The organism is Streptomyces sp. NPDC017940 (assembly GCF_044328435.1).
In the GTDB taxonomy this organism is placed as follows: Bacteria; Actinomycetota; Actinomycetes; order Streptomycetales; family Streptomycetaceae; genus Streptomyces.
On record NZ_JBIRHJ010000003.1, the window covers coordinates 356965 to 375884 of the forward strand.

Genomic DNA, 18920 nt, shown 5'->3' on the forward strand with positions numbered 1-18920 from the left:
CCCGGGCGGGGGAGACCGGACCCTCCCGCCCGCCGCCCCGCGGTCGGCCGGCGCGGGCCGGGCGCCGACCGGGCACCGGGGGGTACCCCCCGCGGGGCCCCGCCCGTTCCGCGTTCGGCTCCGGGGCCTAGCCCGGGTTCGTCTCGATCACGCCCACGCGCTCCGCGGGCGTCCTGCCCTGCAACGCCTTGCCCATCGCCTGGGCGACGTCCGTCGGCTGCACGGGGGTCTTCTTGCCGTTGGCGCGCTGCACGAGCACGCCGTCGAAGATGTTGCCGTACAGCTTCTTGAGCTCGACGAGGTCGTACGTCTGTGACAGCTTGCCGCCGCCCACGACCTTCACGCCGAGCACCTTCGGCAGCGACCTCGAGGGGCCGAACGGGATCTCCGCGCCGCCCGCCTTGATGGTGACGTTGGCGGACATCGCGGGCTTGGCGAAGCGCTTCATGAAGTCGTCGACCTCGGCGTCGGAGACGGTCGGCCTCCGGTCCGTGACGGGCACCGCGACGGTGCCCGCGCTGCCCGTCTCGACCTGCTTCTCGTACGCATCGGCGATCGCCGTCGCCGCCTTGTCGGCGTCGATGCCCTTGCCCGCCTTGCCGTAGACGGGGACGGCCTTGCCGGGCACGAACTTGACCGTGCCCTCCTTGGCCGTGCCGGAGCCGCCCGCGGAGCGCTCGAGGGCCGCCGCCAGCTTCTCCTCGTCCACCGGCATCTCGGGCTCGACGACGCGCTCGCCGCCGAAGAGGCTACCGATCACCGAGACCGGGTTGTAGTCGCTGCCCGCGGCGGCGCGCACGGTGGCCTGACTGTCCAGGGTGAGGCCCGCCTGGTCGGGCTTCAGGGTGACCTGGTCGCCGCCCACCGTCAGCTTCAGCGGCTTGTTCACGCGCTCGCCGAGGGCCGCGTCGAGCTTCTTCACGGCCTCGTCGCGGGTGCCGCCGCCGATGTCGACACCGAGGACGGTGGTGCCCTTCGGCACGTCGGCGTGGTTCATCAACAGGCCCGCGCCGTAGGCCCCGCAGCCGATGACGACGGCCACACCGGCCAGCAGGACCAGTTTGTTGCGGCCTTTCTTCTTCTTGGGCGCGGGGGCGGCAGCCACCTTCGGCTGTACGGGCTCGGGCAGCTTGGGCGGTGTGTGCGGGCCCGGCTCGTCCAGGTGCGTGCCCGGCGCGAACGGGGAGTTCTGCGCGGGCGGTACGACCGGGATGCCGCTGGTGAGCGTGTCACCGGAGACGTTTGTGCCGGGGCCGCCGGAGCCACCCGCCCCGGGACCGCCGGACGCGGGCGGGCGCACGCCGCCGGGGCCGGGCATCGGGCTCTGCGGGGTGAGGATGGCGGTGTCATCGCTCAGGCGGCCGGGGCCACCGGGGCCGCCCGGGCCGCCCGGACCGTGGGGACCGCCCGGACCACCGGGGACGCCGGGACCACCAGGACCGCCCGGACCGCCGGGACCGCCGGGACCACCCAGCGGGTCCACCTCGCCGGGATAGGTGCCCGAGCCGTCGCCGAAGCCCTCGGAGCCCTCGGGGTAGCCGCTCTGTCCCCCAGGTGCCCCGGGTCCTCCCGGGTTCCCGGGCCCGCCTTGAGGACCGGGCCCGCCCTGAGCCCCGGGCGGCGGCATCGGGCCGTCACCGGTCACCGGCCCCCCGGTGGGCCCCGCGGGCCCGGAGGAGCCGTACTCGCCCTCGCCGCCGGAGAAGTACGGCAGGTCACCGCGCTGCGGTTCCCCGCCGTGCGGCCCACCGGTACCGAGGGGCCCGGCGGCGACGGCACCCGACACGTCGTACGCGCCCGTGCCACCGCTTCCGCTGCCCGACGACGGGGCGCCCCCGCCCTTGGGCGCGGCGCCCTTGCGCGGCGCGAACCAGTCGCTGGTCGCCTCGTCGCCCTCGTCGCCCCCGGCCGAACCCTGCGGCGGCGCGGCGGAACCGGCGTCCGGTGCGGCGGGTGCCGAGGGCCTCGGCGCGGCGGAGCCGCCCGCGGCCGAAGGACCGGAGTAAGAGGTGCCCGCGCCGCCGATGCTGCTGCTCGGACCCGCGTTCCCGGCACCGTCCGCACGCCGGTCGTCGGCGTCTCTGTCGCCTCTCCCGCCGTCGGAGTCGCCCACCGGCGTGCGCATGACGACCGGCGGGATGGGCCGCGACCCGGGGATGTTGATCCGGATACGGGTCGTCAGCGTGGTCTCGGTCTTCGGTTCGCCGGACCGCTCGCCGCCGGCACCGGGGCCGGCGCCGTCCGGGCCGCCCTCGGGCGTGCCGCCCTGTGCGGGCGAGCCGTAGGGCGGCGTCCCCGAGGGGTACGCGGCTCCCGCGCGCCCCTGGGGACCGGAGGACGAACTGTCAGTTTCACGACTCAAGGCAGGTTCTCCTGGTTGGCTCCACCGCCCGTCTCGACCACTCGGGCGGCTCGGCGGCGCGCACCACCATACTGGCCGCCGCCCACGGACTTGCCGTGACCGGCGTCAAACCCGTGCGGGACACGGGTTCAAGTGGTACGTCACTTGCCAAGTCGGGCGTCGGACGCGCCCGGTTGCGGTGACTGCCCGAGGGTGGCACACATCACAGCGACGCCCATACCGCCCAGCAGGAAGACGTACGAGCCGACCCCGGCACCGAACACGAAGTCGCCCTCCGGGCGCGTCGCGGTCAGGAACATCACGGCGACGAGCCAGCCCGCGGCGGGCGCCACGGCTCCCCCGCGGGTGCCGGTGGCCCGCGAGCCGCCGTAGAAGGCCCCGGCGGAACCGGCGAGCGCGAGCAGCAACCCGCCGGGCGTCCAGGCCTGTTGGATGAGCGCCCCCGCCACCCCGACGACCGCGCCGAGCACGAACAGGCCCGCGTAGGCCGCGAGGCGGGCGGCGTTGAGGGGCTGCGCGAGGAAGCTTCCCGCGCCCGCGGGCGTACGGGTACCACCGGCGGGCGCAGCCGTACCACCCACCGCTCTGCCGGACTTCACCACCTTTTCGGACCTCTCAGCCTTCTGGTGCTTACCGGACTTTTCAATCTTTCCGGTCTTACCGGATGCTGCGGCGGGCGTTCCCCCGGACGTGGCTCGGTTTGGCCGAGAAGATCCCTTCGACTGCGCCGACGCCCTGGACCGCGCGCTCACTTCGCGCCCTCCGTCTCGACGCCCGCCATGTCGAGCCCGGCGCCCGGCCCTACGTCCAGACCCGCGAACAGATCCCTCTCGCGCCCACCGTCCACCGTGCCCGCCTCGCCTCTCACCAGTTCGTAGTACTCCACGTCGAAGATCGGCTGTGCCAGGCCGTTGGACAGCGCGAACAGCGGCTCGTGGACCTCGATCTGGGTCGCGTGGGCCCGCATCGCCGCCGCCTTGGCCGCGCCGTACGCCCGCCCGTCGATCTCCGTCGTGACGCGCGCGTCGTCGGTCAGACCCGGTACGTCGCCCACCGCGGCGGCGGCCGTGAACGGCGAGTCCGCCAGCGCGTCCGCGAGACGCAGGAAGGCCGCCTCGACCGCCGAGCGCGGCGCGCGGTTCCAGTAGACCTTGGCGACGGCGTGCGCCTCGCCGAGATCGGCGCCGAACCCCGGATCGGCCGCGAGGTCCACGGCGCGCATGGCGACCCGGTGGGCCTGGATGTGGTCGGGGTGGCCGTAGCCGCCGTCCGGGTCATAGGTGACCAGGACCTGCGGGCGCACCTCGCGGAGCACCGCGACGAGGTGCGCGGCCGCCTCGTCGATGTCGGCGGACCAGAAGGCCCCGCTCCTGCGGTTCTGCTCGGTGCCCATCATCCCGGAGTCGCGGTAGCGGCCGGGACCGCCGAGGAAGCGGTGGTCGGCGACGCCGAGCTCCCGCATGGCGGCGCCGAGCTCACCGACGCGGTGCGGGCCGAGCGCGTCCTCGCGGTCGGCGGCCAGGTGCGCGAGGGCGGGCGGGACGACCTCGCCCTCCTCGCCGAGCGTGCAGGTCACCACCGTGACTCGGGCGCCCTCGGCCGCGTACCTGGCCATGGTCGCGCCATTGTTGATCGACTCGTCGTCGGGGTGCGCGTGCACGAGCAGCAGGCGCCGGGCGGGCTGTTCCGTCATGGGAACAGCCTACGAGCCCGGCGCGCGTCTCCCGCCGGGCCGACGCCCCCGTACCACCCGCGCCCCCGTCTTCTCCCCTGCCGCTCCCCGGCGGCTCCTCGGTGCCGTCAGAAGTTGATGTCCTCGATGACCCCCGCGAGGTTCGTCGACAGTTCGTCGATGGTCGGCGCGAGCGACGAACTGGCGAGATAGAAACCGAGCAGCGCGCACACGATCGCGTGGATCGTCTTGAGCCCCTGTTTCCGCACCATCATGACCACGATGATCGCCAGCAGCAGCACCACCGATACCGAGACTGCCACGCGGTTCACCTCCCATTCCCATGACCCGACAACGTTCCGACCAACTGCCCCCGAGTCGCCCCGGGGCCGCCCCCTGCGTCCGGCCGACGGGACCCAACTCGCCGTGCCTGCAAGGTCATACCCACCAAGTGCTACGGATCATAACTATGTGTCGGGCCACATGAGTCGGAGCACCGCAGCACAAGGGGCGCATGAGCCATAGGCTCGGGGAATGACCACCGAGACCCCCGGAACCGACGGGCACCCCGAAGGCCCCGCGCAGCGGCTTTCCTTCCCGCGTCAGCACGCGAGGACACAGCGCTTCTCCCTGGGCGCGCCCCGCGCCTTCACCGCGGCCCCCGACGGCTCCCGAGTCGTTTTCGTACGCTCCGCGTCCGGCGCCGACAGGACCGGGGTGCTGTGGGTCCTCGACCTCACGGACGGGGGCGCGGTCGAACGTGTGGCCGCCGACCCGCGGACGCTTCTCGGCGGTGCCGTCGAGCGGCTCTCGGCGGCGGAGCGGGCGCGGCGCGAGCGCACCCGCGAGGGCGGCTCGGGCATCGTCGGCTACGCCACCGACGCGGCCGTCGAGCTGGCGGCCTTCGCTCTTTCCGGCAAGCTGTTCGCCGCGGAGCTGCGTGCGGGCACGGCGCGCGAACTGCCCGCGCCCGCCCCCGTGATAGATCCGCGCCCCTCTCCGGACGGCCGCCACATCGCGTACGTGTCCCGGGGCGCCCTGCGCGTCGTGGCCGCCGACGGCGGCGACGACCGGGCGCTCGCGGCACCGGACGCGGTGGAGGCGGACACGGTGACCTACGGCCTCGCGGAGTTCATCGCGGCCGAGGAGATGCACCGCACCCGGGGTTTCTGGTGGTCGCCCGAGTCCGACCGCCTCCTGGTCGCGCGGGTCGACGACGCCCCCGTACAGCGCTGGTGGATCGCGGATCCGGCGCATCCGGACCGGGAGCCGACACCGGTCGCCTACCCGGCCGCGGGCACCGCCAACGCGGACGTGCGGCTGTTCGTGGTGGGCCTGGACGGGGTGCGCACGGAGGTCGTGTGGGACCGGGCCAGATATCCGTATCTGGCGCGGGTGCACTGGTCCTCGAGCGGCGCTCCCCTGCTCCTGGTGCAGGCGAGGGACCAGCGCAGCGCGCTGTACCTGGCGGTGGACCCGGAGAACGGCTCGACGCGGATGGTGCACGCCGACGAGGACGACGACTGGCTGGAACTCCATCCCGGTGTGCCCTGCTGGTCGCCGAGCGGACGCCTCGTCCGGATCGCGGACGAGGGCGGCGCGCGGGTCCTCGCCTGGGGCGACCGGCCCCTGACGGGACCGCAGCTGCACCTGCGCGCGGTCCTCGACGTGACCGAGGACTCCGCGCTGATCTCGGCGTCCGCGGGTGCGGGCGCCGCCGATCCCGAACTCGGCGAGGTGCACGTCTACCGGGTCAACGAGCTGGGCGTGGAACGCGTCTCCCAGGAGCCCGGGGTGCACTCGGCGGTGCGCTCGGGTGACGTCACCGTGCTGGTTTCGGCCACTCTCGACGAGCCGGGCGCCCGTGTGTCCGTGCTGCGCGACGGCAAGCAGGTGGCGACCGTCGCCTCACACGCCCAGCGGCCGGGGCTCACCCCGCGCGTGACACTCACCGAAGGGGGCGCACGGCGGATTCCGTGCGCCGTGCTGCTCCCCACGGGGTACGACCCGCAGGTGTCGGGACCGCTTCCCGTACTCATGGATCCGTACGGCGGTCCGCACGGCCAGCGCGTGCTGCGTGCCCACAACGTCCATCTCACGTCGCAGTGGTTCGCCGACCAGGGCTTCGCCGTCGTCGTGGCCGACGGGCGCGGTACGCCGGGGCGCTCGCCCGCCTGGGAGAAGGCGGTCGCGGGTGACCTCACGCGCACGCTCGACGACCAGGTGGAGGCGCTGCACGCGCTCGCCGAGCGGTTCCCGCTCGACCTCGGCCGGGTGGCGATGCGCGGCTGGTCCTTCGGCGGGTATCTCTCCGCCATGGCCGTGCTGCGGCGGCCCGACGTCTTCCACGCCGCGGTGGTCGGCGCTCCCGTCACCGATCTCCGTCTCTACGACACCCACTACCAGGAGCGCTACCTGGGCGATCCGCGCACCTCCCCCGACGCCTACCGGAACAGTTCGCTCGTCTGCGACGACGGGCTCGTCGATCCCGGGGAGCCGCATCGGCCCATGATGATCGTCCACGGCCTCGCCGACGACAACGTGGTCGTCGCGCACGCCCTGCGACTGTCCTCCGCCCTCCTCGCCGCCGGCCGCCCGCACGAGGTCCTCCCCCTCTCCGGGGTCACCCACATGACCCCCCAGGAACAGGTCGCCGAGAACCTGCTCCTCCTCCAGGTCGACTTCCTGAAGCGGTCGTTGGGCTTGCCCTAGCGGGGGCTCCCCAACCCCGCCCCTTCACCGTAACCAGGGGCGCTGCGCCCCCTGGACCCCCGCTTTATCGGCGCTCCGCGCCTCGTCCTCAAACGCCGGACGGGCTGGATACTTCGCCGGGGCGGGCTGAATACTTCGCCGCACCAAACGACGTTGCCTCAGCGGCGAGAGTTTTTGAGCCCGTCCGGCGATTGAGGACGAGGCGCGGAGCGCCGACAACGGGGTCTGGGGCGGAGCCCCAGTTTCGGAGAAGGGGCGGGACTGGGGCGCCCCGCGCGGGCCTACGGCACCACGTGCCTCTCCTCCGCGAAATGGCACGCGGAATCATGCGCCGCAGGCCCCTCCACCCCCCGGAACTCCGCCGGAACGGCAAGCAGCGGCACCTCGAGGGCACACCGCTCCCGAGCCTTCCAGCACCGGGTGCGAAACCGGCACCCGGAGGGCGGATTGGCGGGCGAGGGCACATCCCCGCTCAGGATGATCCGTTCCCGGTGCTCCCGCGCCAGCGGATCCGGCACGGGCACGGCCGACAGCAGCGCCTGCGTGTAGGGGTGCGTCGGATGCTCGTAGATCTCCGCGTCGGTGCCGGTCTCGACGATCCGCCCGAGGTACATGACGCCGACCCGGTCGGAGATGTGCCGCACGATCGACAGGTCGTGGGCGATGAACACGTACGAGAGGTCGAACTCGCTCTGGAGCTTCTCCAGGAGGTTCACGACCTGCGCCTGCACGGACACGTCGAGCGCGGAGACGGGCTCGTCGGCGACGATGACCTCGGGCCGCAGCGCGAGCCCCCGCGCGATGCCGATGCGCTGCCGCTGCCCGCCGGAGAACTGGTGGGGGTAGCGGTTGATGTACTCGGGGTTCAGGCCCACCACGTCGAGGAGCTCCCGCACCCGCGCCCGCCGCGAACCCTTCGGCGCCACCTCGGGGTGGATCTCGTACGGCTCCCCGATGATGTCGCCGACCGTCATGCGCGGGTTCAGCGAGGTGTAGGGGTCCTGGAACACCATCTGGATGTTGCGGCGCACCGCCCGCAGCGCGCGCCCGGACAGCTTGGTGATGTCCTCGCCCCGGTAGTGGATCTGCCCGGCGGTCGGCCGTTCCAGGTTGACGAGCATCTTGGCGACCGTGGACTTCCCGCAGCCGGACTCGCCGACGATGCCGAGCGTCTCGCCGCGCCCGAGCGCGAAGTCCACGCCGTCGACGGCCTTGACCGCGCCGATCTGCCGTTTGATCACGATTCCCTGCGTGAGCGGATAGTGCTTCACGAGCCCCCGCACCTCCAGGACGGGCTCAGCCACGGAGGGTCTCCTTCCAGAAGTGGCAGGCGCTGCGGCGCTCCGCCGTGAGTCCCTCGTACGTGACGTGGAACAGGGGCGGGTCCTCGACCCGGCACACGTCCTTGGCCAGCGGGCAGCGCGGGTGGAAGGCGCAGCCGGGCGGGATGTCCATGAGGTTGGGCGGCAGGCCCTTGATGGCGAAGAGGTCCTGGCCCTTCTGGTCCAGGCGCGGGATGGATTCCAGGAGGCCCTTGGTGTACGGGTGGGCGGGGGCCCGGTAGATCTCGTGCACCGGTGCGCTCTCCACGATCCGGCCCGCGTACATCACGGCGATCCGGTCGGCGACGTCGGCGACCACCCCCAGGTCGTGGGTGATCAGGACGAGGCCCATGTTCAGCTCGCGCTGGAGTTCCGCGAGCAGGTCCATGACCTGGGCCTGGACCGTGACGTCCAGGGCCGTGGTCGGCTCGTCGGCGATGATCAGGGACGGTTCGAGCGCCATCGCCATGGCGATCATGATGCGCTGGCGCATGCCGCCGCTGAACTGGTGCGGGTACTGGGTGACGCGCTCCTTGGCGGCGGGGATGCGGACGCGGTCCATCAGTTCGACGGCCTTGGCGCGGGCGTCCTTGCGGGACATGCCGCGGTGCACGACGAACATCTCGCCGAGCTGGTCGCCGACGCTGAGCACGGGGTTCAGGGAGCTGAGCGCGTCCTGGAAGATCATGGCCATGTCCGCGCCGCGGATCCTGCGCCGCTCCTCCTCCCTGAGCTTCAGGAGGTCCTGGCCCCGGAAGAGGATCTCGCCGGCGGTGATACGTCCCGGTGGGACGTCGAGGATGCCCATGACGGCCTGGGCGGTGACGGACTTGCCGGAGCCGGACTCGCCGAGCACGGCGAGGGTCTCCCCCGCCGCCACCGCGTAGTCGACGCCGTTGACGGCGTCGGCGACCCCGTCGCGGGTCCGGAACTCCACGCGCAGGCCGCGCACGTCGAGCAGCGTGGACGCGGGGGGCGGCGCGGTCGCCGCGGATGCCCTGGACGCGGGTGTGGCCATGGCGCCTACCTCAGCTTGGGGTCGAGGGCGTCGCGGACCGCGTCGCCGAGCATGATGAACGCGAGCACGGTGACCGCGAGGGCGCCCGCGGGCCAGAGCAGCATGTGCGGCGCGTTGCGGATGTACTGGGACGCGGCGGAGATGTCGATGCCCCAGCTCACCGTGGGCGGCTTCAGGCCGACACCCAGGTACGACAGGGTCGCTTCCAGGGCGATGTACGTACCGAGCGCGATGGTGGCGACGACGATGACCGGGGCGACGGCGTTGGGCGCGATGTGGCGCAGGAGCATCCGCGAGTTGGAGGCGCCGAGGGCGCGGGCCGCCTGGACGTAGTCGTGTTGTTTGGCGGTGATGACGGAGCCGCGGGCGATGCGGGAGATCTGCGGCCAGCCGAGGAGCACCATGAAGCCGATCACCGGCCAGACGGTGTCGCTGGTGACCACGGAGAGCAGCACGAGGCCGCCGAGGACGACGGGGATGGCGAAGAAGATGTCGGTGATGCGGGAGAGGATCGCGTCCCACACCCCGCCGAAGAACCCGGCGAGCCCGCCGAGGACGCTGCCGAGGACCGCGACGCCGAGGGTGGCGCAGACGCCGACGGTGACGGAGGTGCGGGCGCCGTACACCGTCCTGGTGTAGACGTCGCAGCCCTGGCCGTTGTAGCCGAAGGGGTGGCCGGGTGACGAGCCCTTCTGGGCGTTGGCGAGGTCGCAGTCGAGGGGGTCGCCGGAGGCGATCGCCGAGGGCCACAGCGAGATGAGGACCAGAAACAGGATGATCAGGCCGGAGACGAGGAACACCGGGTTGCGGCGCAGGTCGCGCCAGGCGTCGGACCACAGGCTGCGGGCGGGGGCGGCGGGCCCGCCGCCGCTCCCGCCACCGGGCCCGCCGCCGGGTCCGGCCCCGGCCTCGCCCGACGCCAGCGTCGTCGCCTCGCTCGCCGCGAGTTCCATCGCGCCGCCCATGCCGGTGCCTGCGACGGCCCCCTCGGCGGGCTCGTGGGGTTCAGGCATAGCGGATCCTCGGGTCGAGTACGGCGTACAGCAGATCGACGATCAGGTTCGCCACCAGGAAGACCAGGACGAGCACCGTCACGAACCCGACCACGGTCTGGGTGCTCTGCCGCAGGATCCCCTGGTAGAGCTGGAAGCCGACGCCGTGGATGTTGAAGATCCGCTCGGTGACGATGGCGCCGCCCATCAGCGCGCCGACGTCCGTACCGATGAACGTGACCACCGGGATGAGTGAGTTCCGCAGCAGGTGCCGGGTGATGACACGCCGTCTCGGCAGTCCCTTGGCCACGGCGGTGCGTACGTAGTCGGCGCGCCGGTTCTCCGCGATGGAGGTCCGCGTGAGCCGGGTGACGTAGGCGAGCGAGACCGAGGCGAGCACAAGCCCCGGCACGATCAGTTCGTCGACGGTGGCCTCCGGGGACACCGACGGCTTGATGACCCCCCACTCCACGCCGAGGAGCAGCTGGAGGAGCAGTCCGGTCACGAAGGTCGGCACGGAGATGACCACGAGGGTCAGGACCAGCACCACCGTGTCGACCGGCCTGCCGCGCCGCAGCCCGGTGAGCACGCCGAGGGTGATGCCGATGACGATCTCGAAGACGATGGCGACGAGGGTGAGGCGGACGGTCACGGGGAACGCCGTGGACATCAGCTCGGTGACCTTCTGCCCGTTGAACGCGGTGCCGAAGTCGCCGGTGAACACGTTGCCCATGTAGGTCGCGTACTGCTGCCACACGGGCTTGTCGAGGCCGAACTCCTTCTTCAGCCGGGCGGCCGTCGCGGGGTCGCACCTGCGGTCCCCGCACAGGCCCGCGACGGGGTCGCCCATCACATTGACCATCAGGAAGATCAGCAGCGTGGCGCCGATGAACACCGGGATCATCTGCAACAGACGCCGGATCACATAACGACCCATGGCTCGCTCCGGTGAGTAGCTGGGTGGCCGGTGGCCGGGGTCAGTTGACCTTGATCTTTCCGTAGACGGGCACGCTGAACTGGTTCAGCGCGACGTCGGAGACGCGGTCGGAGTAGCCCGCGCTGCCGTTCTGGTACCAGAGCGGGATCGCGGCCATGTCCTTGGCGAGCACCTTCTCGGCGTCCCGGAAGGTGGTGACGGCCTTGGCGGCGTCGCTCTCGGCGTTGGCCCGGTCGACGAGCTTGTCGAACTCCTCGCTGGAGTACTTGCCGTCGTTGGAGGGCGCGTCGGTGTAGTACACGGGTGCGAGGAAGTTCTGGATCAGCGGGTAGTCCATCTGCCAGCCCGCCCGCCAGGCGCCGTCGAGCTTCTGCTGGGACGCCTTGCTGCGGTAGTCGGCGAACGTGCCGATGGGGTTGCCGACGCAGGCCTTGTCGTTGCCGAGGGCCCTGTTGATGGAGTTGCAGACGGCGTCCACCCACTCCTTGTGCGAGCCGGTGTCGGAGTTGTACGAGACCCTCAGGGTGCCGCCCGGGATGCCGCCGCCGTCCTCGACCAGCTTCTTGGCCCGTGCGGCGTCGTAGGTGCAGGCGTCGCCGCACACGCTGTCGCTGTAGCCGCCGTCGTCGCCGAGCACGGGCGAGGTCCAGTCCTTGGCGGGGGTGCGGGTCTTCTGGAAGATCGTGTCGGTGATCTGCTCGCGGTTGATCGCCATGGACAGGCCGCGGCGGACCTTGTCCATGCCCGCCTTGTTCCACTTGCTGTCGTAGAAGGGGAAGGCCAGCGTCTGGATGATGCCGGCGGGGGTGTTGATGTAGCGCTCCCCCAGATCGCTCTTGACGTTCTTGAGCTGGGAGGCGGGCACGTCGTCGACGAGGTCGAGATTGCCCGCCATGAGGTCGTTGTAGGCGGTGTTGTTGTCGGTGTAGACCTTGAGGTCCACGCCGCCGTTCTCCGCCTTGTCGTCCCCGCTGTAGCCGTCCCACTTCCTGAGCTCCATCTTGGAGCCCTTCTGGTACGACTTCACGGTGTACGGGCCGTTGCCGACCGGCTTGGCGAGCCAGGCGTCGTGGTTGTCGAAGAAGGCCCTGGGCAGCGGGGCGAAGGCCGGATAGCCGAGGGTGTCGGGCCAGGTGGAGAACTTCTGCGTGAGCTTGACCGTGAAGGTCCGCTCGTCCACGGCCCTCAGCCCGGACAGGGTGTCGGCGGTGGCGTCGCCCTTCTCCGGGTGGACCTTGTCGTACCCCTCGATGTACCCGAAGAAGTAGGAGTTCTTCTGGTTGTTCCTCAGGTGCGCGCCGTAGTTCCAGGCGTCGACGAACGACTTGGCGGTGACCTTCTCACCGTTGCTGAACTTCCATCCGTCCTTGATCCTGACGGTGAAGTTCCGCGCGTCCTCGGTCTTGATGGACTCGGCGATCATGTCCTTGGCCTCGCCCGTCTTCGGGTCGTACCGCTTGAGGCCGCGCACGATCATGTCGAGGACCTTGCCGCCCTGCACCTCGTTCGTGTTCGCGGGTTCCAGGGGGTTCTGCGGATCACCCCAGGAGGACCCCACGATCCCGGAGCCGTCGCCGCCGCTGCCCCCGCCCCCACAGGCCGTCGCCGTGAGCACGACGGCCACCGCACATGCGGCCCACCTGGCCTGCGTGGCTCCACGCATGGCTGCCTCCTTGGAGTGATCCCTGACACGTATCGCCAAATATCGCGTCAGAACGCTCCAACCGCACATTTGCCCCACCCGTATGGGCAACGCAGACCCGTATGAGCAACGCAAAAGAGTGGCCCTCCGGAAATCCTGGGATTTCCGGAGGGCCACTCCGTCCTGCGTCGAGTCCGTGCGCGCGTCAGGCCGCGTGCACGACGTCCTTCTCCTCCGCGAAGTGGCACGCCGACTCGTGGGCGGCGGGGGTGTCCCGGCCCACGAAGCGCTCCGGTATCGCGAGCAGCGGGACCTCCTCCGCGCACTTGTCCTGCGCCTTCCAGCAGCGGGTGCGGAAGCGGCAGCCCGACGGCGGGTTGGCGGGCGAGGGCACGTCACCGGTGAGGATGATGCGCTCGCGGCCCTCGCGCGCCTCCGGGTCCGGCACCGGCACCGCGGAGAGCAGCGCCTGTGTGTACGGGTGCGTCGGGTGGTCGTAGATCTGCTCGTCGGAGCCGATCTCCGCCATCTTGCCGAGGTACATCACGCCCACGCGGTCCGAGATGTGCCGGACGATCGACAGGTCGTGCGCGATGAAGAGGTAGGACAGGTTGAACTCGTCCTGGAGCTTCTCCATCAGGTTGATGACCTGGGCCTGGACGGACACGTCCAGGGCCGAGACCGGCTCGTCGCAGATGATGATCTCGGGGTTGAGCGCGAGGCCGCGCGCGATGCCGATGCGCTGGCGCTGGCCGCCCGAGAACTGGTGCGGGTAGCGGTTGATGTACTCGGGGTTGAGGCCGACGACGTCCAGGAGTTCCTGGACCTTGCGCCGCCGGTCGCCCTTCGGGGCCACCTCGGGGTGGATCTCGAACGGCTCCCCGATGATGTCGCCGACCGTCATGCGCGGGTTCAGCGAGGTGTAGGGGTCCTGGAACACCATCTGGATGTTCCGGCGGACCGCCTTCAGCGCGCGCCCGGACAGCTTGGTGATGTCCTGGCCCTTGTAGAAGACCTCGCCGGCCGTCGCCTGCTCCAGGGTCATGAGCAGCTTGGCCACCGTCGACTTGCCGCAGCCCGACTCGCCCACGATGCCGAGCGTCTCGCCCTGGTAGAGGTCGAAGGAGATCCCGTCGACCGCCTTCACCGCACCGATCTGGCGCTTGACGATGACGCCCTGCGTGAGCGGGAAGTGCTTCACCAGGTTGCGCACCTGGAGGATCGGCTCACCGCGCTCGGCGGGGGCCTCGATGGCGGCCACCGCCTCCTCGGGCGTCTCCGCGTCGACCGTTTCCACCTCGGAGACGTTCGGCGTGACGTCCGTCGGCTCGTCGTTCCTCGGGACCTCAGCCATGGATCGTCTCCTTCCAGAAGTGGCACGCGCTGCCGCGGCCCGCGAGGTCCGTGCCGTCCCGCTCCGTGACCGGGACCAGCGGCGGCACCTCGGTGCGGCAGATGTCCTGCGCCTTCGGGCAGCGCGGGTTGAACGCGCAGCCACCGGGGATCTTGAGCAGGTTGGGCGGCAGGCCCTTGATCGCGTAGAGCTCGGAGCCCTTCTGGTCCAGGCGCGGGATCGAGTCGAGCAGACCGCGCGTGTACGGGTGCGCGGGCCGCTTGTACAGCTCGTGCACCGGGGCCGTCTCCACGATCCGGCCCGCGTACATGACCGCGATCTTGTCGGCCACGTCCGCGACCACACCGAGGTCGTGGGTGATGAGGATCAGGCCCATGTTGTACTCGCGCTGGAGCTCCGCGAGCAGGTCCATGACCTGGGCCTGGACCGTCACGTCGAGGGCCGTGGTCGGCTCGTCGGCGATGATCAGGTCAGGCTCCAGGGCGAGCGCCATCGCGATCATGATGCGCTGGCGCATACCGCCGGAGAACTGGTGCGGGTAGTCGTTCACCCGCTCCTTGGCGGCCGGGATCTTCACCCGGTCCATCAGCTCGACGGCCTTGGCCTTGGCCTCCTTGCGGGACAGGCCCTCGTGCACCCGGAACATCTCGCCGAGCTGGTAGCCGACGGAGAGCACCGGGTTCAGGGACGAGAGCGCGTCCTGGAAGATCATCGCGATCTTGCGGCCGCGGATCTTCCTGCGCTCCTCGTTGGACATCTTCAGCATGTCCTGGCCCCGGAAGACGATCTCGCCCTGCGGGATCCTTCCGGGCGGCATGTCGAGGATGCCCATGATGGCCTGCGCGGTCACGGACTTGCCCGAGCCGGACTCGCCGAGCACGGCGAGCGTCTCGCCCGCGTCCACGCTGTAGTTGACGCCGTTGACGGCCTTGACCACACCGTCGCGGGTGTGGAACTCGACGTGCAGGTCCTTCACGTCGAGCAGCCGGCCGCTCTTCTCCTCGCCCGAGCGGGGGGCGGGGGCGTCCGCGGTCTTCTCTGTGATCGTCACGTACGCCTCCCTCAGCGCAGCTTCGGGTCGAGGGCTTCGCGTACCGCGTCGCCGAGCATGATGAACGCCAGCACGGTGATGCTGAGCATTCCGGCGGGAAAGATCAGCGTGTGCGGGTTGTTCCGGATGTCCTGCGTCGCGTCGGAGATGTCGGCACCCCAGGACACGGCGTCACTGCCGAAGCCGAGGCCCAGGTACGACAGCGTCGACTCCGCGACGATGTACGTGCCGAGGGCGATGGTCGCGACGACGATGACCGGGGCGATGGCGTTCGGCAGCACGTGGCGGAAGAGGATCCGCTTGGTGCCGGCGCCGAGGGCCTTGGCCGCCATCACGTAGTCCGCGTGCTTGGTCGTGATCACCGCGCCACGCATGACGCGTGCGATCTGCGTCCAGCCGAGGAACGCGAGCGCACCGGTGATCACCCACACGTCGCGGTCGGTGAAGGCGTTCAGGACGACCATCGCGCCGAGCAGGAACGGGATGCCGAAGAACACGTCGGTGATCCGGGAGAGCAGGCTGTCCCAGAAGCCACCGAAGTAGCCCGCCAGCATGCCGACCAGACCGCCGAAGACGGTGACGAGCAGCGTCACACCGAGGCCGACCATCACGGAGTTCCGGGCGCCGAAGACCACGCGGGCGTAGATGCTGCGGCCCTGCCGGTCGTACCCGAACCAGTCGTCCTGGAAGAAGTGGGTCAGGTTCGGCGAACCGAGGAAGTTCTTCGTCAGGTCGCCGCTGCCCGGGTCCGTGCTCGTGAACACGCCGGGGAAGGCCGACACCAGGAGCACCAGGAGGATCAGCAGGCCGGAGACGACGAACAGCGGCCTGCGGCGCAGGTCCCGCCAGGCGTCGCCCCAGAGGCTGCGGGCACCGCCCACCTCGCCGGCTTCGGCCGCCTTGCCGCTCGGCGCGGCGACCACCGCCTCCGGCTCTTCCGTGGCCGGGGTCTTCATCAGGTCAGGCATAACGGATCCTCGGGTCCAGGACCGCGTAGAGCAGGTCGACGAGCAGGCTGGCGAGGAGGTACACGATGACGAGGACGGTCACGATGCCCACGATGATCGCGCCTTCGCGCCGAGCGATTCCCGTGTACAGCAGGTTGCCCACGCCCGTCACGTTGAAGATGCCCTCGGTGATGACCGCGCCGCCCATCAGGGCGCCGATGTCCGTACCGAGGTAGGTGACCACAGGGATCAGGGAGTTGCGCAGCAGGTGCCGGGAGATGATGCGGCGTCTCGGCAGGCCCTTGGCGACGGCCGTGCGGATGTAGTCCGCGGACCGGTTCTCCTTGATGGAGGTACGGGTCAGCCGGGCCACATAGGCGAGGCCGACGAGGCCGAGCACGAGGGCCGGCAGCATCAGCTGCTGGAAGTTCTCCGAGTCCTGCACGGTCGGTTTCACCCAGCCGAGTTCGTTGCCGAAGATCAGCTGGAAGCCGAGGCCGAACACGAAGATCGGGACGGAGATCACGAGGAGCGTGAAGAACGTCACGGTGGTGTCGATGATCCGGCCGCGCCGCACACCGGCGATCACACCGAGGGTGATGCCGACGACCAGCTCGAATCCCCAGGCCATCGCGGCGAGTCGCATCGAGACGGGGAACGCCTGTGTGATCTCGTCCAGGATGGGCCGGTTACCGGCGATGGTCTTGCCGAAGTCGCCCTGGAACAGCCCCTTCATGTAGTGCAGGTACTGCTCCCACAGGGGCAGGTCCAGACCCCGGTCGTGCTTGATCTGCGCGACCTGTGCCGGGTCCGGCGGCTTGTCTCCCCACAGCGCCTTGACCGGGTCACCGGGGAGGGCGTTCACCATCAGGAAGATCAGCAGGGTTGTCCCGATGAAGACCGGGATCATCTGGAGCAGTCGCCTCGCGACGTAACGCCCCATAGTGGTGCCTCCGTCCATTGCGGAGCCGTCCGGAAGCGACGCCCGGGATCGCCGGGCGTCGCTTCGCGGTACGGAACTCCGGCGACTGCTACTTCTCGAAGACCTCGACGTCGGACAGGATCGGGTCGCCCGCCTGGTCGAACTCGATCTTCTTCACGTTGTTCGAGTAGGCGGAGAGCGTCTTGTTGTACCAGAGCGGGATGCCCGGGAAGCTGTTGACCAGCTCCTTTTCGGCCTTCTGGTACAGCTCGGCGGACTCGTCGATCGTCTTCGCCTTGTCGGCCTCAGCGGTCAGCTTGTCGAACTTCTTGTCCGAGAAGCCGCCCTTGTTGCCGTCGACGCCCGTGCCGTAGAGGTCGGCGAGGAAGTTGCCGTTGAACGGGTAGTCGAGCACCCAGCCGGAGCGGTACATCGACTTGACCTTCTTCTGGTCCCGGATCTCCGTGTCGGCCGCGAAGTCCGTCACCGCGTCGCCGGTGCACTTGACACCGGTCGCCTTGGTGATGGAGTTGCAGACCGCGACGACCCAGTCCTTGTGCGGCTGGTCGGCGTTGTACTGGATCTGGATCTTGTTGCCCGGGACACCGCCGCCGGCCTTGATCAGGTCCTTGGCGCCCTTCGGGTCGAACTTGCAGAACTTGCCGCAGGCGTCGTCCTGGTAGCCCTTGACGCCCTTGGCGACCCAGCCGGTCGCGGACTCACGGGTGCCGTAGAACACCGTCTTGGCGATGGTGTCGCGGTCGATCGCCATCGACAGGCCCTGGAGGACCTTGATGTCGGTCTTCTTCCACTGCGGCGTGTAGAAGGCGAAGTTGACCGTGTTCAGCGCCGAGTAGTCGGAGACGATCGCGCGGTCACCGAAGTCGTTCTTGAAGTTGGCGAGCTCGCTGTTCGGCACGATCGGCATCGTGTCGACGTTGTCCGACTTCAGGTCGGCGTAGGCCGCGGTGTCCTTGGTGTACGCCTTGAAGTCGATGCCGCCGTTCTTCGGCTTGTCCTCGCCCTTGTAGGCGGGCCAGGTGCGCACCGAGATCAGCTTCTTGCGGTCCCACTTGGCGAACTTGTAGGGACCGTTGCCGACCGGGGCCTCGCCGTACTTCTTCGGGTCCTTCAGGGCGGCCGCGGGCAGCGGGAAGAAGGGCTTGTAGACCAGCTTGTACTGGTAGTACGGGATGCCGTTCTTCAGCGTGATGGTGAAGGTGTTCTCATCGACGACCTTCAGACCGGACATGGCCTTCTTCTTGGCCTTGCCCTTGGCCGGGTGGACGTCGTCGTAGCCGACGATGTCGCGGTACCAGGCACTGTTCTGCTGGCCGTTCGCCGGGTCCGCCGCCCAGTTCCAGGCGTCCACGTAGGACTTGGCGTTGACGGGCGTGTCGTCGTGGAACTTCCAGCCCGGCTTCAGCTTGACGGTCCACACCTTGTTCGCCTTGTCGGGCGTGACCGACTCGGCGTTCTCATAGGTGATGTTGCCCTGCTTGTCGTAGTGGACAAGCCCCGTGAAGAGGGCGTCGATGACGACGCTGCCGTACGCCTCCATGGTGTTGGACGGCTGCAACAGGTTCTGCGGCTCACCGTTGGCGTAGCTGACGATCCCCTTCGGGTCGACCTTGCCGCTGCCCTTATCGTCGTCGCCGCCGCCACAGGCAGTAGCGGTCAGCGCCACAACGCCGGCTATGGCGACCCACTTGGCGCTCTTGGCACCACGCATGGGGTTCCTCCTCATGAGTCCACTTGTTCACTACAAGAGGGGGTACGAGAGATCGTGCCGACACCCCTGACGGCAGAGATCGAGTACCCCAGTGTGCTCGTGAGTCGGCGCTCCCCACAGCGCGTGACCCATTGACCCGAGCTATACGCGGTCAACTATTAGCCATGCGGTACGGCCCGACCACACCCTTTTGGTCTCGGTTCAATCACACCTGGCACGTACAACTTCCAAAATCCGGACAAACCGATCCTAGATAG

General features: G+C 69.9%; 15 protein-coding genes. 1 reads left to right on the forward strand and 14 read right to left on the reverse strand.

Annotated features, from left to right (window positions below; translation table 11 throughout):
* Positions 1 to 127: 127 nt before the first annotated feature.
* From ACH4DX_RS11735 to ACH4DX_RS11750, 4 genes are all read right to left on the reverse strand, one after another.
* Positions 128 to 2362 (reverse strand): hypothetical protein, encoded by a 2235-nt coding sequence (locus tag ACH4DX_RS11735; RefSeq protein ID WP_398154949.1) that lies wholly within the window; start codon positions 2360 to 2362, stop codon positions 128 to 130.
* A gap of 140 nt (positions 2363 to 2502) precedes the next feature.
* The gene (locus ACH4DX_RS11740) at positions 2503 to 2943 is read right to left on the reverse strand and encodes a DUF6113 family protein (protein ID WP_398155256.1); all 441 of its coding nucleotides are present in this window, start codon (positions 2941 to 2943) and stop codon (positions 2503 to 2505) included.
* A 167-nt stretch (positions 2944 to 3110) separates the two neighbouring features.
* Entirely contained in the window at positions 3111 to 4055 is a 945-nt protein-coding gene (mshB, locus tag ACH4DX_RS11745) for an N-acetyl-1-D-myo-inositol-2-amino-2-deoxy-alpha-D-glucopyranoside deacetylase (protein ID WP_398154950.1), read from the reverse strand.
* Between the two features lie 107 nt (positions 4056 to 4162).
* Entirely contained in the window at positions 4163 to 4357 is a 195-nt protein-coding gene (locus ACH4DX_RS11750; protein ID WP_030562584.1) for a hypothetical protein, read from the reverse strand.
* Between the two features lie 211 nt (positions 4358 to 4568).
* Between ACH4DX_RS11750 and ACH4DX_RS11755 the strand changes: the two genes are divergently transcribed.
* Positions 4569 to 6746 (forward strand): prolyl oligopeptidase family serine peptidase, encoded by a 2178-nt coding sequence (locus ACH4DX_RS11755; protein WP_398154951.1) that lies wholly within the window; start codon positions 4569 to 4571, stop codon positions 6744 to 6746.
* A 281-nt stretch (positions 6747 to 7027) separates the two neighbouring features.
* Here ACH4DX_RS11755 and ACH4DX_RS11760 read toward each other — a convergent pair whose 3' ends face one another.
* The 10 genes from ACH4DX_RS11760 to ACH4DX_RS11805 form a co-directional block, all read right to left on the reverse strand.
* Complete coding sequence (locus tag ACH4DX_RS11760) at positions 7028 to 8050, reverse strand: ABC transporter ATP-binding protein (RefSeq protein WP_398154952.1); 1023 nt, start codon at positions 8048 to 8050, stop codon at positions 7028 to 7030.
* Complete coding sequence (locus ACH4DX_RS11765; protein ID WP_398154953.1) at positions 8043 to 9086, reverse strand: ABC transporter ATP-binding protein; 1044 nt, start codon at positions 9084 to 9086, stop codon at positions 8043 to 8045. Before ACH4DX_RS11765 ends, ACH4DX_RS11760 begins: the two co-directional genes overlap by 8 nt.
* 5 nt (positions 9087 to 9091) lie before the next feature.
* Entirely contained in the window at positions 9092 to 10099 is a 1008-nt protein-coding gene (locus ACH4DX_RS11770) for an ABC transporter permease (protein WP_398154954.1), read from the reverse strand.
* On the reverse strand, positions 10092 to 11015 hold the full coding sequence (locus ACH4DX_RS11775; RefSeq protein ID WP_398120268.1) for an ABC transporter permease: 924 nt from the start codon (positions 11013 to 11015) through the stop codon (positions 10092 to 10094). The genes ACH4DX_RS11770 and ACH4DX_RS11775 overlap by 8 nt, the downstream gene beginning before the upstream one ends.
* A 40-nt stretch (positions 11016 to 11055) precedes the next feature.
* Positions 11056 to 12678 carry an ABC transporter substrate-binding protein gene (locus ACH4DX_RS11780; protein WP_398154955.1) on the reverse strand — a complete coding sequence of 541 codons (1623 nt, stop codon included), beginning with the start codon at positions 12676 to 12678 and terminating at the stop codon, positions 11056 to 11058.
* A 184-nt stretch (positions 12679 to 12862) separates the two neighbouring features.
* Positions 12863 to 14011, reverse strand: coding sequence for an ABC transporter ATP-binding protein (locus ACH4DX_RS11785; protein WP_398120264.1), 1149 nt, complete (start codon positions 14009 to 14011; stop codon positions 12863 to 12865).
* Positions 14004 to 15062: an ABC transporter ATP-binding protein gene (locus ACH4DX_RS11790; protein ID WP_398120262.1), complete on the reverse strand. Its 1059-nt coding sequence runs from the start codon at positions 15060 to 15062 to the stop codon at positions 14004 to 14006. Before ACH4DX_RS11790 ends, ACH4DX_RS11785 begins: the two co-directional genes overlap by 8 nt.
* An 11-nt stretch (positions 15063 to 15073) precedes the next feature.
* Positions 15074 to 16030 carry an ABC transporter permease gene (locus tag ACH4DX_RS11795; protein WP_398120260.1) on the reverse strand — a complete coding sequence of 319 codons (957 nt, stop codon included), beginning with the start codon at positions 16028 to 16030 and terminating at the stop codon, positions 15074 to 15076.
* Positions 16023 to 16952 (reverse strand): ABC transporter permease, encoded by a 930-nt coding sequence (locus tag ACH4DX_RS11800; protein WP_398120258.1) that lies wholly within the window; start codon positions 16950 to 16952, stop codon positions 16023 to 16025. Before ACH4DX_RS11800 ends, ACH4DX_RS11795 begins: the two co-directional genes overlap by 8 nt.
* An 88-nt stretch (positions 16953 to 17040) precedes the next feature.
* Positions 17041 to 18663: an ABC transporter substrate-binding protein gene (locus tag ACH4DX_RS11805; RefSeq protein ID WP_398120256.1), complete on the reverse strand. Its 1623-nt coding sequence runs from the start codon at positions 18661 to 18663 to the stop codon at positions 17041 to 17043.
* Between the last annotated feature and the right edge of the window lie 257 nt (positions 18664 to 18920).

What these genes read in the sequence shown, in the direction of transcription:
- mshB (WP_398154950.1), bottom strand. Translation starts at nt 4,055, where the DNA reads ATGACGGAACAGCCCGCCCGGCGCCTGCTGCTCGTGCACGCGCACCCC.
- ACH4DX_RS11755 (WP_398154951.1), top strand. Translation starts at nt 4,569, where the DNA reads ATGACCACCGAGACCCCCGGAACCGACGGGCACCCCGAAGGCCCCGCG.
- ACH4DX_RS11765 (WP_398154953.1), bottom strand. Translation starts at nt 9,086, where the DNA reads ATGGCCACACCCGCGTCCAGGGCATCCGCGGCGACCGCGCCGCCCCCC.
- ACH4DX_RS11770 (WP_398154954.1), bottom strand. Translation starts at nt 10,099, where the DNA reads ATGCCTGAACCCCACGAGCCCGCCGAGGGGGCCGTCGCAGGCACCGGC.
- ACH4DX_RS11775 (WP_398120268.1), bottom strand. Translation starts at nt 11,015, where the DNA reads ATGGGTCGTTATGTGATCCGGCGTCTGTTGCAGATGATCCCGGTGTTC.
- ACH4DX_RS11780 (WP_398154955.1), bottom strand. Translation starts at nt 12,678, where the DNA reads ATGCGTGGAGCCACGCAGGCCAGGTGGGCCGCATGTGCGGTGGCCGTC.
- ACH4DX_RS11785 (WP_398120264.1), bottom strand. Translation starts at nt 14,011, where the DNA reads ATGGCTGAGGTCCCGAGGAACGACGAGCCGACGGACGTCACGCCGAAC.
- ACH4DX_RS11795 (WP_398120260.1), bottom strand. Translation starts at nt 16,030, where the DNA reads ATGCCTGACCTGATGAAGACCCCGGCCACGGAAGAGCCGGAGGCGGTG.
- ACH4DX_RS11800 (WP_398120258.1), bottom strand. Translation starts at nt 16,952, where the DNA reads ATGGGGCGTTACGTCGCGAGGCGACTGCTCCAGATGATCCCGGTCTTC.
- ACH4DX_RS11805 (WP_398120256.1), bottom strand. Translation starts at nt 18,663, where the DNA reads ATGCGTGGTGCCAAGAGCGCCAAGTGGGTCGCCATAGCCGGCGTTGTG.